General features: G+C 48.4%; 8 protein-coding genes. All 8 read right to left on the bottom strand.

Annotation, left to right across the window (positions count from 1 at the left end; translation table 11 throughout):
* Positions 1–45 precede the first annotated feature (45 nt).
* Positions 46–1,728, bottom strand: a complete 1,683-nt coding sequence (locus tag MKZ04_RS04430) for a cellulase family glycosylhydrolase (protein WP_341045376.1) — start codon at positions 1,726–1,728, stop codon at positions 46–48.
* 134 nt (positions 1,729–1,862) lie between these two features.
* Positions 1,863–3,977: a glycoside hydrolase family 48 protein gene (locus tag MKZ04_RS04425; protein ID WP_277868612.1), complete on the bottom strand. Its 2,115-nt coding sequence runs from the start codon at positions 3,975–3,977 to the stop codon at positions 1,863–1,865.
* Positions 3,978–4,052: 75 nt separating this feature from the next.
* A complete protein-coding gene (locus MKZ04_RS04420) occupies positions 4,053–6,014 on the bottom strand; it encodes a glycoside hydrolase family 9 protein (protein ID WP_341045374.1) in 1,962 nt (653 codons plus the stop codon).
* Positions 6,015–6,405: 391 nt separating this feature from the next.
* A complete protein-coding gene (locus MKZ04_RS04415) occupies positions 6,406–10,722 on the bottom strand; it encodes a PolC-type DNA polymerase III (protein ID WP_035338759.1) in 4,317 nt (1,438 codons plus the stop codon).
* An 87-nt stretch (positions 10,723–10,809) separates the two neighbouring features.
* On the bottom strand, positions 10,810–12,528 hold the full coding sequence (locus tag MKZ04_RS04410; RefSeq protein ID WP_026579729.1) for a proline--tRNA ligase: 1,719 nt from the start codon (positions 12,526–12,528) through the stop codon (positions 10,810–10,812).
* 108 nt (positions 12,529–12,636) lie between these two features.
* Complete coding sequence (gene rseP / locus MKZ04_RS04405) at positions 12,637–13,902, bottom strand: RIP metalloprotease RseP (RefSeq protein ID WP_095323561.1); 1,266 nt, start codon at positions 13,900–13,902, stop codon at positions 12,637–12,639.
* Between the two features lie 6 nt (positions 13,903–13,908).
* A complete protein-coding gene (gene dxr, locus MKZ04_RS04400; protein ID WP_026579731.1) occupies positions 13,909–15,060 on the bottom strand; it encodes a 1-deoxy-D-xylulose-5-phosphate reductoisomerase in 1,152 nt (383 codons plus the stop codon).
* Between the two features lie 46 nt (positions 15,061–15,106).
* On the bottom strand, positions 15,107–15,910 hold the full coding sequence (locus MKZ04_RS04395) for a phosphatidate cytidylyltransferase (RefSeq protein ID WP_341045371.1): 804 nt from the start codon (positions 15,908–15,910) through the stop codon (positions 15,107–15,109).
* Positions 15,911–15,916: the final 6 nt, after the last annotated feature.

Raw genomic sequence — 15,916 nt, 5'->3', positions numbered from 1 at the left:
TAAAGAAGATCCATGGACGGCGCCATTCAGAGATTAGCAGGCCGTTCAAGGCGTGACTTTCACCTTCACGACCGTCTCGACGCCTTTCGGCCACAGTTCAAATGTAAAGGTGGAATCGCTTTTCAAATACTTTAAAACCCGCTCTCTCAAATACAAATCCCCGTCTTTTTCGTAAAAATCCTCGTCATAGTTCAAGTAGGGCGTCCATGACCATACTTCTTCAAGAACCGGCCTTCCTGTAGAATCGACGACTCCTTTAACCGTAGCCAGCTTCGTTCCGTTCAGTGACGCCGGGATTTTGAGATCACCGCTGATTGCCGATTGACTGACGGTGAATTCGCTTTTTTCAAGCTTCGGGTCATCATAAAGAATGATATCCATAACCTGGCTGGCTCCTTTATGAAACGTAAACGTGAGCTGCGCTTTTACCCCAGGCTGCCCGGACCCGTTCAGCAGCTTTGCCAAGCAGGATTCCTTAATAGAGACCGTTTTTCCGGCATTATCAACTGTATAATCACTGCCTTCCTTTAATGGTTCGTATTTCTGATAAATGCCGGTCAGCACATTGCCGTTCAGCTGAATGTCCACCGTCTGATCGCTGAGGTTTTGACCTTTTTTTATAAAAAGATCTGCCGGTTTGATGATCGCATTGGGAACGCCGCGTCCCGCCTGAATGACAATCTCTTTAACAACAGGATCGCGCCACTGTCTCTCAGTCCGGTCAAACTGGTCATTCCCGTTGTCCCACCACATCGGGACCATTTGATATTTGTGGGCAAGGCGGACAAACGTATCATGATAGAGCCGCTTTGAATGATTTTCATTGGCGCCGAGGGTACCGTATTCGCCGATGATAACCGGGTATCCTTCCCTTACAAATTTTTCATAAACCGGTTTGATATCCTCCTCCATCTCGGAGATTTCGGCTGCCGATCCCCAAGTCGTCCGGCCCCACCAGTTTGATACGTAATCCCACGGAGAATAGTAGTGATATGTGAGGACAATCCGGTCATCATCAGGCGGTTCAAATGAATGAAGCAATTCATCTTTGTTATCTTCAAGCCCCCCGACGATCACGAGCCGCTGGCTGTTGTTGCCGTCGGTCGAACGGATGATGTTCAGCATCTCGCGGTTAAGCAGATTCATTTGATATGCGTTCATTCCAGTCGGTTCATTGACGATTTCAAACAGGAGGCGTTCACTTTTGTTTTTAAAACGCTCGGCAATTTGCTTCCAGACTTTCCCCAGCTTATCTAATGTCTCCTGCTGGCTGTTTCCCATGCGGCTGATCCATAGCCAAGAATCGTGGTGAATATTTAACACGACATAAAATTCTCTTTCCAATGCCCAATCCGTCACTTCTTCCACCCGGTTCATCCAAGCGGTGTCGATCAGATACCCGGGAGCGCTGCCGATGTGGGAGTCCCATGTCACCGGAATCCGGACGCTTTTAAACCCCGCGTCGCGAATATCATCAAAAGTATGCTCGCGAACCGGCGGATTGTTCCAAGAGCCTTCTGTCGGAACAGCATCCAGCGTGTTGCCAAGGTTCCATCCGGGACTCATGTTTTCCAAAAGGTCTGCCGGGGTGATGATGCTCTGCTTTTCTTGCTTTGCTGGCCCGCTTGTTCCCGAAGCTTTCGGAACTGTGGATAAAAGAACGGTTCCCATGATCAAAACGAACAGAATGATCGACTTTAAACACAAGGCTAACCATTTTTCTCTCAAACTTTTGAACTCCTTTTTTATTAGATGATCGTGCAAAACACTGGCTAAAATCCCTCAATTTAAAAAAGGCGGCTGAACGCCGCCTTTTCCCAAACGTTCAAGCGCATATCAATCTGACATTCTCTTACAGATTGTTATGCATTTCCGATTAAACGGTCATACTCAGCGTAAGCTGTCGCCATATCGACCTGAGACCAGAAGCGGTGATACACAAAAGTCGGCAGACCGTTTTCCCATTTGCCTGTATTCGGATTCCACGAGGTCTGATATTTATTTTCCAAATAAGGCCACATCGGATCGTTTTTAATTTTCGGACGGAGGTCGGCATGACTGATATAGACGCCGTTACCGCCCTTTGCCGGATCAGACGGCACAGTGTTGGAACCAGGAATGGTGTTGCCCTGCCCGTTTTTGCCGCTCCAGCCATTCGGAAAATAGACTTCCTTCGTAAAGTAGCGGATATAATCTTCATGTTCTTCCTCTGCTGCGATACCGATTCCGTCATTTTTATTCCATGCTGCATCAAGCAGTTCTTTTGCCACGTTTTTGGCCTTGTTTCCAAGAGTGGTAAAGCCGCCGGTTTCGGCTTTTGTTCCGGCTGCAAAGAAGACAAGCGTTTTAATATAGCTGCCGAGAACACCGACATCTTGAGAAGGATTCTTCGTCGTGACATGCAGTCCCGGATTTCCGGTAAATGAATCAAATCCCTTCCACGGATCAGGCTGGCCGCTCCATTCAAGGTTTGCCGGAATCCAAAACTCGCCTGGATCGGATTGTACGGCGATCTGCGGGTTTTGGCCGCCAAGGACGCGTTCTCCCGCTTCATTTAAATAATAGCCTTCTTCATCCGTAACAGGCCGTTCGCCCACAAACACATAATCAAGCGAATACGCGATCCATTTTTCAATCACATGCTTTGCCATTTGGAAGTTTTCAGACGATTTGTCACCTTTCTCTGCGAAAATGTAATACAGTTCCGCCACCCTTTCCAGCGGCCAGACTTGCATCCCGAACCAATTGTTAGAAGGCGGATCGTGATATACAGGCGCTTCTGTGTATGCCATTCCGTAAAATGTGCTGACATTCTGCGGATATGCGCTGTAGCTGCCGTTCCAGCTATTCGTGGCGCCGCCTGCAACAGCTCCTTCTGAAGAAAGCAGCCATGTGTAAAGTTCAAGCTGCCTTTTCAGCGCCTTTTCCCAATCGCTGCGCGCCGTGGATGAATTTGGAATCAATCCGCCTTCAGCTGTTGACAGTGCATAAGAAGCGACAGGGTTTTGATAACCTTGGTGCACATGACTCGCACCGATCCGCCACGCCCAGTTGGCATACTGTCCCAATCCGCCTCCCCAAGCAGTGTACCATGCCATTAAATAATGACAGGCATTTTTTCCAGTTCCGCGGGAAGGCGAGCCGTCAGCAGCGCTTCCAATCTCTTGAAAGTATTTGTCATACATGCCGTAACGGAGAAAGTCCCCCATTTTTTTAGCTTTTTCTAAATACTTAGTATTGCTGTAGCCCCATTGCCTTGCCCAGTACATCGCCTGAACAGCGCGCGCATCGGCGTCGGTCGCATTAGTGTAGCGCCATTGCGGGGCAGGAGCCTGATTTTCTTTTGTAAACAGACTCATAAACCCTTCATTCGGTTTTCCAAACGTCTGATTATCTTGAGAGGGGTGCGGAACCGTTTCCCAAACAGACTCCTGTTCACCGCGCTGGTAAGTGTTCACATAAACGGCGGTGTGTGATGGGTTCAACAGGTTCCCGAATCCATACCAGTTATCGACATCAAGCAGCCAGTGCATTAAATACGTTTCATTGCTTCCGTATGTGGATCTAAGCTCACTGTCAAGCGGATCGTTTCCGGCCGGATATTGTCCGGTCAAAGCCGAAGGATAAAGATCTGGGTAGCGGTGTTCGGCGGCATATGTGGCAGGGCTTGAGGGGTTATAATAGTTCATCGTCGGCTGTTCTTCGTTTCCATCGCCTTCATTGACCGGGATGATATATTTCTCCATATTGTCCCAGGCGGCTTCTAGCTTTGACCAGTCCTGTGTGTATCGGCCGTACATCGCTTCAAGCCACAGCCAATAACTGTATGCTTCAGATGTTGTCATATGGCCGTAATCAGGCGCTTCGCATATGAGCGTTTCAACTGAATGATAAGGAATGCCTTCAGGCGAAAAATAGCCGTTTTGCGGATTTTTAATTTGCTCATACAATTGCATAAAGCGTGTTTTATTGTCCATGATGCGTCCTCCTTTTAAAGCTTCAAGCTTTCGTTTCATATGATGGGACTGCCGGGGATTGAATCCGGGTGTTTTTTAGTCGGGCTCATTTCCAAAAACAAGCCGGCCTTCATCATATACTGGTATATACCGGGTTTTTGCCAGCGTGTGTGACAGCCCCCGGTAAGAGTGGTCATTTTTCGGATTCCAAAAAGACGTCCCCGCCGGAGCCGCTAGGCGGAACTGAACTTCTTTCTTGTGGGCGGATTGACCCCCGGGGTATATCATAACCCCGCTGAAGCTGACTTCCGTATAGTAAATGTGTTCGCCGATGTGATATGGCTTCAGCTGGGACACCGACGCCCCTTCGTTGTATCCGGTTGAGATCTTTATATCTTCCGAAGAAAATCCGGCATTCACCGCTTCAGTCAGGTCCACGTAATAGCGGAAAGACAGCTTATCGGTTTTCTTTGCCGGCCATCCTGATCGGTTATTAAGCTGCACTCTGATTTCTGAGTAGTTGTTTCCCGAGCTGTTTATGGATGCCTCCGCAAAAAATTCATCTTCTGGTGTTTCCTTTTCGGGAAAATGAGGCAGCGGTGATTGCCCGGCACCATACAGTTGAAACATTTTGGCTGCATTGCCCGTGAAAGCCGCATTGTAATCGATCGCAACTTCGTTTGACACATAATCATTTGTTTCGTCCCGGTACGAATCATCTTTTCCCGGTCCGCCTACTAACGCGCCGTAAAGGGTATGGCGGTGGTTTTCAGGCACATTCATATGATCGGCCCATGAACCGTGTGCGGTGCGGTGATGCGGGTGCTTCGGCGGATTTGTTCCGTACCCGACGATAAAGCTGCGCTGTTGCGGATTATCCCCAAGCATATAGTTCATTTGCTGAACCGCAAAATCCCGATACCTTTTTGCTTTGCCGGCATCTTTTACCCAATCTGAATAAACAAAAGCGAGAAAAGCGGCGTTTGAAGCGTAGCGCAGCGATCCCCACTGCTCAAGCCATGCCAGCCCGCCTGGTGTATAAGTGATACGCTCTGTGCTTCCATTATGATTGTAGCCTGTCGACCAATAATCAAGATTGCGTTCGACAGATGCGGTGAATCGGGATTCGTTCGTCAGACGAGCGAGCAGCAGCTGTGCTCCGTAAGTGACGTCATCCCAGGAAAGCGTCCAGCGGTAAGGCCAGTTTGCGGGATCGCCCCAATCTGAGACCGAAGCAAGCGCTTTATCCAAATATTTTTGATCGCCGGTTGCCAAGTAGAGCCAGACAGCTCCCCATGTCAGTTCATCTTTATATCCGCTCCACGAATTATAATATTGCTGCGCGTCTGTAATGCAGTCTGAATATTTGCCGCGGTAGCGGTCGGCAAAATCGTATAATTCCTTGGCATGGGCCAATAGTTTATTTGAATAAGAAGCATCTGTCGGCTTGAAGATGATTGATGCAGAAGCTAGGGCTGCTGCTGTACCGCCGGCAAGGTCTGACCCGGGACAGGCTGCATCTATCTTATAGGCCGGCCGCTTCATAGGCATCACTTCGGCCGGGCCCCACCAGGCGTGATCTTGGGCCCCATTGCCGACTTGGCCCCAAAACTCATAACGATCTGTATGCGCTTTAATAAAATAGTCTGTCGCCCATCTGATATTGTCTAATATCGCATCAAGCTGTCCGGCCGCTTCATAGGCATCGCGGTACTCATAGACGGACCACGACAGAACGGCCGCAGAATAAGCCATTGGAAGGCCGAACTTCACGTGATCTCCGGCATCATACCATCCGCCTGTCAAATCATGGCCGACATCTTTTCCATCCTCAAGAGCAGAGTCCCCTCTCCAATTCAGACGGCTGCTTTCCGGAAGCTTTCCGGAGCGCTGCGCCTCATAGAAAAGAATTGATTTTTGCAGCAATTCCGCATAATTTTGGCTCTCTTTCGCAAATGCAATGTCCGCCTTGCCGGAAGCCGGCATGAACAACATCGCAAACGTAAGCAGTAAAACAAAGAAAAACGCTTTCATTTTCCAAAAAGCTTTCTCTTTCAACGGACTCCTTCCTCCTCATTTTGTTTTCCTTCAAAACAGCCGATGTTTACATGACACTCACCTCCTTTAGTGACGGACAAATGGTGTCTTTCGGTAAGCGGAGAAGAGACTGATTGAATTTTTGAAATTTGAAGATGTGCTGCAGATTCACGCAGGTTCAATGTTTGCCGGAGGAACGAAGAACTTTGTTTGTTTAATCAAGAAACTAACTTCTGTTCACTGAAAAAGTGAACTTCTTTATAGAATAATATCATTTTGAAAATATTAACATTAATGTATTTTTATTGTCAATCAATCTGACAAACTTTCCGCACTATACGCGCCTCTGAATCTTCGAAGAACGCGCTGGGTTAGAAAACAAAAAAGAGACTGCCGAATAAGTCGGCAGCCTTTAAAATAAAGACAGCTGGTTCTGATCTGGGAGCGACTCGAGACAGCCGTGGCGCTCCAAGTATTCCATGATCGTTTTTGACACCTTGCCTCTTTTTTGCAAATCTTCTTTGGAAAGAAATTCGCCTTCTTCCCTTGCTTTGACAATATTCAAAGCGGCGTTTGTTCCAAGCCCCGGTATTGAATTAAACGGCGGAATCAAGCTGTTTCCGTCAATGATGAATTCGGAAGCGCTCGATCTGTATAAGTCGACTTTTTGGAAAGAGAAGCCCCTTTCGCACATTTCAAGCGCCAGCTCAAGCACCGTGAGCAAACTTTTCTCTTTCGGAGAAGCGTCAAGGCCTTTAGAGTTGATGTCATCCATGACGGCTTTAATCGCTGTCGACCCTTTGATCATCGTTTCGATATCAAAGTCATCGGCCCGCACCGTAAAGTATGCTGCGTAGTAGAGCAGCGGATGATGGACTTTAAAATAAGCGATTCTGACCGCCATCAAAACATATGCCGCAGCGTGGGCTTTCGGGAACATGTATTTGATTTTTTTACACGAGTCGATATACCAGTCCGGAACATTATTATTCTTCATTTCTTCTTCCCATTCAGGTGTCAGTCCCTTACCTTTACGGACAAATTCCATAATCTTAAAGGCGAGGGATGGCTCAAGCCCCTGGTAGATTAAGTACACCATAATATCATCACGGCAGCCGATCACTTCGCTCAGTTCACAAATATTATTGTGAATCAGCTCCTGCGCGTTGCCGAGCCATACGTCCGTACCGTGTGACAGGCCGGAAATCTGAACGAGCTCGGAAAATGTCGTCGGCTTGGTGTCTTCGAGCATCTGTCTGACAAAGCGGGTTCCGAATTCAGGGATGCCAAGCGTTCCGGTTTTACAGCCGATCTGCTCTTCGGTTACCCCTAAAGATTCTGTCCCTTGGAAAATTTTCATCACTTCGGGATCATCGGTCGGAATCGTCTTCGGGTCAATCCCGCTCAGATCCTGGAGCATACGGATGACCGTCGGATCATCGTGTCCGAGAATATCCAGCTTCAGCAGGTTGTCATGGATGGAATGGAAGTCAAAGTGCGTCGTCTTCCATTCGGAATCGGTGGCATCCGCCGGAAACTGGATTGGTGAAAAGTCGTAAATATCCATGTAATCAGGCACAACGATGATTCCGCCCGGGTGCTGCCCTGTTGTCCGCTTGACGCCTGTACAGCCTTGGACAAGGCGGTCGATTTCCGCCCCGCGCATATGCAAATTGTTGTCGTTAGCATACCCTTTGACATACCCGTAAGCCGTTTTTTCGGCGACTGTGCCGATCGTTCCCGCACGGTAGACGTTATCCTCTCCGAACAGGACTTTCGTGTAGTTGTGGGCGTGCGGCTGATATTCGCCCGAGAAGTTCAAGTCGATATCAGGAACCTTGTCCCCTTTAAACCCCAGAAACGTCTCGAACGGTATGTCGTGGCCGTCTTTTCTGTAGGCCGCTCCACACTTCGGACAGTCTTTGTCAGGCAAATCAAATCCCGAACCGACCGATCCATCGTTGAAAAACTCGGAATGGCGGCAATCCGGACAGACGTAATGCGGCGGCAGCGGGTTGACCTCGGTAATTTCCGTCAATGTTGCGACAAGGGAAGAACCGACCGATCCCCTTGAACCGACAAGATAGCCGTCATCAAGGGAGCGTTTTACAAGCTTATGAGAGATCAGATAGATGACGGCGAATCCATGGCCGATAATGCTTTTCAGCTCTTTTTCGATCCGCTTTTCGACGATTTCCGGAAGGTCGTCGCCGTAAATGCTTTTTGCTTTCTCATAGCTCATGCGGCGGATTTCGTCATCTGCGCCTTCGATCTTCGGTGTGTAAAGATCGTCTTTGATCGGCTTGATTTCTTCGATTCGCTCGCTGATCAAACGGGTGTTCTTGACGACGATTTCTTTCGCTTTTTCCTCACCCAAAAATGAAAAGGCCTCAAGCATTTCATCCGTCGAACGGAAATGAACGTTCGGCAGTTCGTGCCTGTTGAGCGGATTTGCGCCGCCTTGTGAGGAAACCAGAATCTTGCGGTAAATTTTATCCTCAGGGTTCAGGTAATGAACATTCCCCGTAGCTACTACCGGAATATTCAGTTTCTCGCCGAGCTTTGTGATGTTGGCGATGATTTCTTTTAACGCTTTTTCATCCCTGACGAGTTCAAGCTGGAGCAGGTGCCGGTAGACTTCAGGCGGCATGACTTCAAGATAGTCATAAAATGAAGCGATGTCTTCGACCTCTTCCGGCGATTTCTGCATCATGCCTTCGAATACTTCGCCTTTGTCGCATGCCGAACCGATTAAAAGGCCTTCTCTGTACTTTTCAAGCTGTGACCTTGGGATCCTCGGCACCCTGTAAAAATAATGGATATGTGAAAGCGACACGAGTTTGAAAAGGTTTTTCAAACCTGTCTCATTAACTGCCAAAAGGGTCGCGTGATATGGCCTTGAACGCTGATAGGCATTGGACTGCCCCATATTTTCATTCAGCTGATCGTGGTACATGATATTTTTTTCGGCCGCGTCTTTCAGCATTTTCACAAGGAGATAGCCCGTCGCTTCGGTATCATAAATCGCCCTGTGGTGCTGGGTGAGCTCGATGTCAAACTTTTTACAAAGCGTATTCAGCCTGTGGTTTTTGAATTCCGGATAAAGAAAACGGCCCAGCTCAAGTGTGTCAATGACCGGGTTCTGCACTTTCTCCGAATTCAGCAGACGCTTGTAGGCGACATTGATGAAGCCGATGTCAAAGCTTGCATTGTGAGCGACAAGCGTGTGATCTCCGACCCATTCTTTAAAATCTCGGATGACCTCTTCGGCTTCAGGCGCATCTTTCAGCATATCATCGGTAATCCCAGTCAGCTCGATGATCGTAGCCGATAAAGGGCGATGCGGGTTTGCAAACCTTTCAAAGCGTTCGATGATCTCCCCGCCTTTTACTTTTACGGCGGCCAGCTCGATGATCGTATCATAGACGGCCGACAGCCCCGTCGTCTCGACGTCGAACACGACATATGTCTCCTCTTCAAGCAGACGGTGCACCGGATTGTAGGCAATCGGCACGCCGTCGTCGACGAGGTTGGCTTCAAGTCCGTAGATCATTTTCACGCCATGCTTTTTGCTCGCCGCGAATGCATCAGGAAACGATTGGACAACAGCGTGATCAGTGAGCGCGATAGCCGGATGCCCCCATTTTTTCGCCTGTTCGACAAGCTTGCCGATACTTGATACGGCATCCATCTGGCTCATCGGTGAATGGAGGTGGAGCTCGACACGTTTTTCGTCCTCCGGTGCTGTATCCTCACGGGTTTTCCCTTTGATTTCATTGACATCGTTGGCGATCATCACCAAATCGCGGACGAATGTATCGTTTTGTATGCTTCCTCTCGCCTTTACCCACATCCCTTTTTTCAGGGACTTCATCAAAACAGCGTCCTCTTTTTCACGTGCGAACATTTTGACGAGAATGCTGTTTGTATAGTCGGTTATCTTAAAGATACAAAGCGTTCTGCCGCTTTTCAGCTCTCTTGTTTCAGCGTCGAATACATAGCCTTGCACCGTAATTCTCCGCTCTTCATCCATGATGCTGTCAAGCGTTCTGATCTCTTCAGAGTCTTTAATCTGGTAGCCGATCTGAAGAGGGCCTGACGGCGCTTCATCGTCTTGGGCTTCCTTATCCTGCTTTTCCATTTCGATTAAAGCCTGAAGGGCTCTCTCTTGATCTTCGGCCATTTTTTGCTCTCTGAATTTCTGAATCTCTTGATCTGACACAAAGATTTCTGTGTCGAGCTGGAGCTCAGGAAAACCGAATGTGCAGTAGCTTGACTGGATGAGTGAGCTGTATTTCTTTTTTAAAGCGGATGCTTCTGTATCTGTTTTCGTTTTAAGCAGGATTTTGTTCCCCATAAGCTTGGGCTTTTGGTCGTTCAAAAGCGTCAAAATCGGCGGGGAAATACCATCGAGTTCCTGGATGCAGCGCGTCCAGTAATCCTGAACAAGCTGCTCGTCAATCGAAGGGTTTTCCGCCTCGATGGAACAGGTGACCTGAGCGATATGGGAAAAGGTGCGGGTCAGCTGGGTGTGAAACCGTTCGAAGATTTGATAAGGCAGGACATTTTTCAATTTAAAGTGAAAGTGCCATGTCTTCTTGTTTTTATGAACGGTCAGCTTTATGATTTGTCCGCCTTCAAGGTGACGGATCATCGTATCTTCCGTTACATTCAGCTGCTGCAGAAGAATTTGAAACTGTCTTCTGTTGACAGAAAGCTGGTCTTCCAAGACAGATTCCTCCCTAAAAGAAAATCATAATTGAAGGTACCTTGGGACGATTCCCGAGGTACCTTCCTTTACTCTAGTTTAACATCTTTAAGAGTGAGAAGATAAGCTCTTGACTTGTTTTTCGATAAAGTCCAAAAGCTCTTCAGCGGCGACTTCAAATGATTCTCCGGTTTTGCGGATCTTCACTTCGACAACGCCTTCATCAGCTCTTTTTCCGACCGTGATGCGGATCGGCAGACCGATCAAATCGGAATCTGCAAATTTAACGCCGGCCCGTTCAGCACGGTCATCAAACAATACGTCATAGCCGTTCGCTTTAAAATCTTCATACAGCTTTTCGGCAAGCTGAACCTGCGCGTCATTTTTCATGTTAAGCGCGAGGATGTGCAGGTCATACGGCGTCACTTCCAGCGGCCAGATCAAGCCTTTATCGTCATGATGCTGCTCAACGATGGCCGAAAGTGTCCGGGAAATCCCGATTCCATAGCAGCCCATCAGCATCGGCTGAGCGCGTCCGTTTTCGTCAAGGTATGTTGCGTCCATCGCTTCAGAATAGCGGGTGCCGAGTTTAAAAACTTGTCCGACTTCGATTCCTTTTGCAAAACGGATCGTTCCGTTTCCATCCGGTGAAGGGTCTCCTTCCTGGATCAAGCGGAGATCGGCGAATGTCACATTGTGCACATCCCGGCTGATATTCACGTTTTGATAATGGTAATCTGTTTTATTCGCTCCTGCTGCTGCGTTTGCCATCGCCTTCACAGCAAAGTCTGCAAAGATTTCGATTTCGCTGTCAAGCCCCACCGGTCCGACAAAGCCAGGCTCAGTACCTGTTATCTCAGCAACCTCTTCGGCGCTCGCGAATTCGATCGTTTCTGCTTGGAGCAGATTCTTCACCTTAATATCGTTGACTTCATGATCCCCTCTCGTCAACACGAGGACAAAACGTCCGTCTGCTTTCATGAGCATTGATTTCACGCAGTCTGACGGGGATATGCCAAGAAATGCGGCAACTTCTTCGATCGTTTTGACCGAAGGTGTGTGGACTTCCTGGAGCTCTTTCATTTCAGCCTTCTCGCCAGCACCGGCTTCCTTCACTTCAGCCATTTCGATGTTGGCAGCGTATGAAGACTGATCAGAATACGCAATTGTATCTTCACCGACATCGGACAATGCCATAAATTCATGGGTATCCTTTCCGCCCATCGCGCCTGAATCTGCAATGACCGGTCTGAAATTCAAGCCGCAGCGCGTAAACACATTCGTATACGCCTGGTACATATCATTGTACGTTTCATCAAGGCTTTCGGCGGAAGAATGGAAGGAATACGCATCCTTCATGATGAATTCCCGGCCTCTCAACAGACCGAAGCGCGGGCGCTTTTCATCGCGGAATTTCGATTGGATCTGGTAAAGGGTCAGCGGAAGGCGCTTGTACGATTTCACTTCATCTCTGACGATGCTTGTGATGACCTCTTCGTGTGTCGCGCCAAGGGCAAATTCGCGGCCGTGGCGGTCTTTCAGCCTCATGAGCTCAGGACCGTACGTGTACCATCTTCCCGATTCCTGCCAAGTTTCCGCCTGCTGGAGCGCCGGCATCAGCATTTCGACGGCATTGATTTTCTCCATTTCTTGGCGGACAATGCTCTGGATTTTATGAATGACTTTATTGGCAAGAGGCATATAGCTGTATACACCGCTTGTGTTTTGTCTGATAAACCCCGCTCTGAGAAGAAGCTGATGGCTTTTTGCTTCAGCATCAGCCGGCACTTCGCGGAGCGTAGGAATTAAAGTCCTGCTCTGTCTCATTCGTTCGCACCTCATTTGTTTCAGTTGGTTACTTTTTGAGTCGGGAACGGCGTCCCTAAAAAAGAGCCTTTTAAAAGGCTTGGCTGCACTTAAAAAAGGCAATTGGTTTTACAGAAATAAGCGCTGGATATCGTTCCATGTGACGACAAGCATTAAGAGCATCAAAAATGCGACGCCGACAAAGACGACAAACGCTTCTTTTTCTCGGTTGATCGGCTTTCCGCGGATCGCTTCAATAAACAGGAACAACAGTCTGCCGCCGTCCAGCGCAGGGATTGGCAGAAGGTTGACGATCCCGAGGTTAATGCTTAAAAATGCGGCCAGCTTCAGCAGGTTGATAACGCCTGTCTTGGCCACTTGGTCTGTCATGTCATAAATGCCGACAGGACCGGCCAGCATGTCGATTGAGAATTGTCCCGTGACAAGCTTTCCGAGATTGGTCACGATGCTCTGCGCTACTGTCGCCGTTTCGGTCGCACCGTAGGAAATTGATGTCAGGATTCCTGTTTTCACCGGATTGTAAGCGCCGAATCTGCCGACGGTTTCGTCCCCTGCCTTGACTGCTTCAGGTGTTACGTATTTCGTCACCTTGACGTTGTCGCGCATCACAACGATTTTCAGTTCTTTTTCAGGGTGTTCCCTGACCGTGTTGACAATATCCGTCCAAGATCTCATGTTCTCCCCGTTGATCGTTTGAATGCGGTCTCCTTCCTGGAGTCCCGCTTCCGCCGCCCGTCCGTTGTCTATCAACTTGCCGAGCACCGGCTCGTCAGACGGCACTCCCTGCATCAGGCCGAGCATTACGAGAATGACATAAGCCAAAATAAAGTTCATGATCGGGCCGGCCGCAATCGCCTTTATACGCTGCCAAACCGTTTTTGAATGGAATTGGCGGTTGTAAGGAGCGATCTGGACTTCTTCCCCGTCTACGATGAAAAAGGACGTTTCACTGACAGAAAAGGATGAGAGATGATCTTCATTGCCGTGCTCATAGCCCGTAATCCTCATCTGATGCTCCAGGTCAGCCTGCTCCACTTCGATGACCAATGCGTCAGGATACTTTTCTTTTTGGTTGATAATGATCTTTTCGACTTTGTTTTCGCTGTCGAACAACAGCCCGACCGTATAACCGGGTTTCACTTCAATCATCTCAGGATCTTCGCCGGCCATTCTGACAAAGCCGCCGATCGGAAGAAGCCTGATCGTATAAACGGTCTCATTTTTCTTAAAAGAAAAGATTTTCGGACCGAAGCCGATAGCAAACTCCCGGCACAGTATTCCGGCTCTTTGAGCAAGGATGAGATGACCAAGCTCATGGAAAAATACGAGCGTTCCAAAAATAAGAATAAACGCGATCACAGTATTCACGAACATACCACCTTATGTGAGTAATGTTTGGACAAACTTTCTGGCGTCTTTGTCCACTTCACGGATCTCTTGAAGGCTCGGCTTTGCGATCACCTGATGGCGTTCCAAAGCTTTTTCAATGATGTCTTCAATCCCGAGAAAGGAAATCCTGCCTGAAAGAAATGCCGCAACGGCTTCCTCGTTGGCCGCGTTTAAAACAGTCGGCATTGTACCGCCTATTTTACCTGATTCATAAGCGAATTGTAAGCAGCGGAACCTTTCAAAATCAGCTTGGGCAAAATTCAGCTGTCCGACTTCCCAGAGTTCGAGTGATTTGGCTTCATCAAACGGCAGGCGTTCCGGATAACTGAGCGCGTATTGAATCGGCACTCTCATATCAGGTGTGCCAAGCTGGGCGATGACGCTTCGGTCGTGGAATTCCACCATTGAATGAATGATGCTTTCTTTGTGAAGGAGGACATCGATCCGGTCATAAGGCAGATCAAACAGCCAGTGCGCTTCAATGACCTCGAGCCCTTTATTCATCATTGTAGCCGAATCGATCGTGATTTTTGCACCCATCGACCAATTTGGATGATTGAGGGCTTCTTCCACTGTGACCCCTTCAAGTTCCTGCCTTGTTCTGTCCCTGAAGCTGCCGCCTGAAGCCGTGACGATCAGCCGTTTAATATGCTTCGGATTTTCCCCCTGGAGCGCCTGGAAAATCGCAGAATGCTCGCTGTCGACTGGCAAGAGCGGGACATCGTATGTTTGGGCGTGTTCTTTCACTATATGACCGGCTGTCACGAGAGTTTCCTTATTTGCAAGCGCGACTGTTTTTTTATGCTCCATCGCCTTTAAAGTCGGCAGAAGACCGACGCTGCCGACGAGAGCATTGACGACGACATCCGCTTCCGGACTAACGGCCGCTTCGATTAAAGATTCCTCCCCGATCCCTGTTTTAAAGGTATAAGAAAAAGAATGCTGTTTTAATGCTTCATATGTATGCTCATCCCCTACAGATACATACTTCGGTTTAAATGTTTCAATGATTTCTGCCGCTTTTTCGGCGTTTTTTCCGAAAGACATGGCGGTCAGCTGAAACTTATCGTCATGCGCTTTGATCACATCAAGCGTCTGTTCTCCTATGGAGCCTGTCGCCCCCAATAGACATATGTTCTTCAAAATTGCCGCACCTCTGTTTCTTTCTAGCTATCAGTACCCTTTTCTATCATAGCCCGAACGGCTGAAAAAGAACAAGCAGGAAGTATAGAACCGGCATGACAAATAAAAAGCTGTCAAAGCGGTCCAGCATTCCGCCGTGTCCCGGAAGGATCCGGCCCGAGTCTTTCACTTTGTAGTGCCTTTTGAACGCAGACTCGGCCAAATCGCCGATCTGACCGACGATTGATAAAAGCACGGTAATGATCAGCACAAACAGATAAGCGTGCGGAAAACCTGTGGCAGCCTGATAAATCGCGGAAAAAACGACCGCTGTCAAAATTCCGCCCCAAAAGCCTTCAACCGTTTTGTTAGGGCTGATTTCAGGCCAGAGCTTCCGCTTTCCAAACGCCTTTCCGATAAAATAAGCGCCGGAATCCGTTGACCAGACGACGCCGATTGCAAAAAAGACATAGCTGAGTCCGATGTTTCTGATTTCAATAAAGTAATAAAACCCGAATCCGATATAAACTGCTGCCAGCGCCACGAATGCCGCTTCGTCAAAAGTAAACGAGTTTTTGCTGAGCACCGTGTATGCCAAAAGCAAAAGGACGGCCAAAAAGACGACCTCCCCTTTGGTTATGCCCAGCCCCGCGTCTTCCGCATATTGGCTTGGATACAGCAAAACCGCCAAAAGCAGCAGGCTGATGATACCCGGAGCGCTGATAAGCTTCAGGCCTTTCATTCTTAAAAGTTCAAATAGAGCGAGTATACCTATTGCATAAACTAGCAGGGTGAACGGCAGCTTGCCGAAAATCACGAGCGGCAGAAAAACCACTGCCGCGATCACACCCGTCAATATTCTCTGTTTCATCTGCAC

The organism is Bacillus sp. FSL W7-1354, assembly GCF_038002405.1.
Lineage (GTDB): Bacteria > Bacillota > Bacilli > Bacillales > Bacillaceae > Bacillus > Bacillus paralicheniformis.
The sequence above is the reverse complement of the archived record's forward strand: the minus strand, read 5'-3'. Positions and strand labels throughout refer to the sequence as shown.

Coding starts and splice junctions, on each gene's coding strand:
- MKZ04_RS04425 (WP_277868612.1), bottom strand. CDS start 3,977: ATGGACAATAAAACACGCTTTATGCAATTGTATGAGCAAATTAAAAAT.
- MKZ04_RS04410 (WP_026579729.1), bottom strand. CDS start 12,528: ATGAGACAGAGCAGGACTTTAATTCCTACGCTCCGCGAAGTGCCGGCT.
- rseP (WP_095323561.1), bottom strand. CDS start 13,902: ATGTTCGTGAATACTGTGATCGCGTTTATTCTTATTTTTGGAACGCTC.
- MKZ04_RS04395 (WP_341045371.1), bottom strand. CDS start 15,910: ATGAAACAGAGAATATTGACGGGTGTGATCGCGGCAGTGGTTTTTCTG.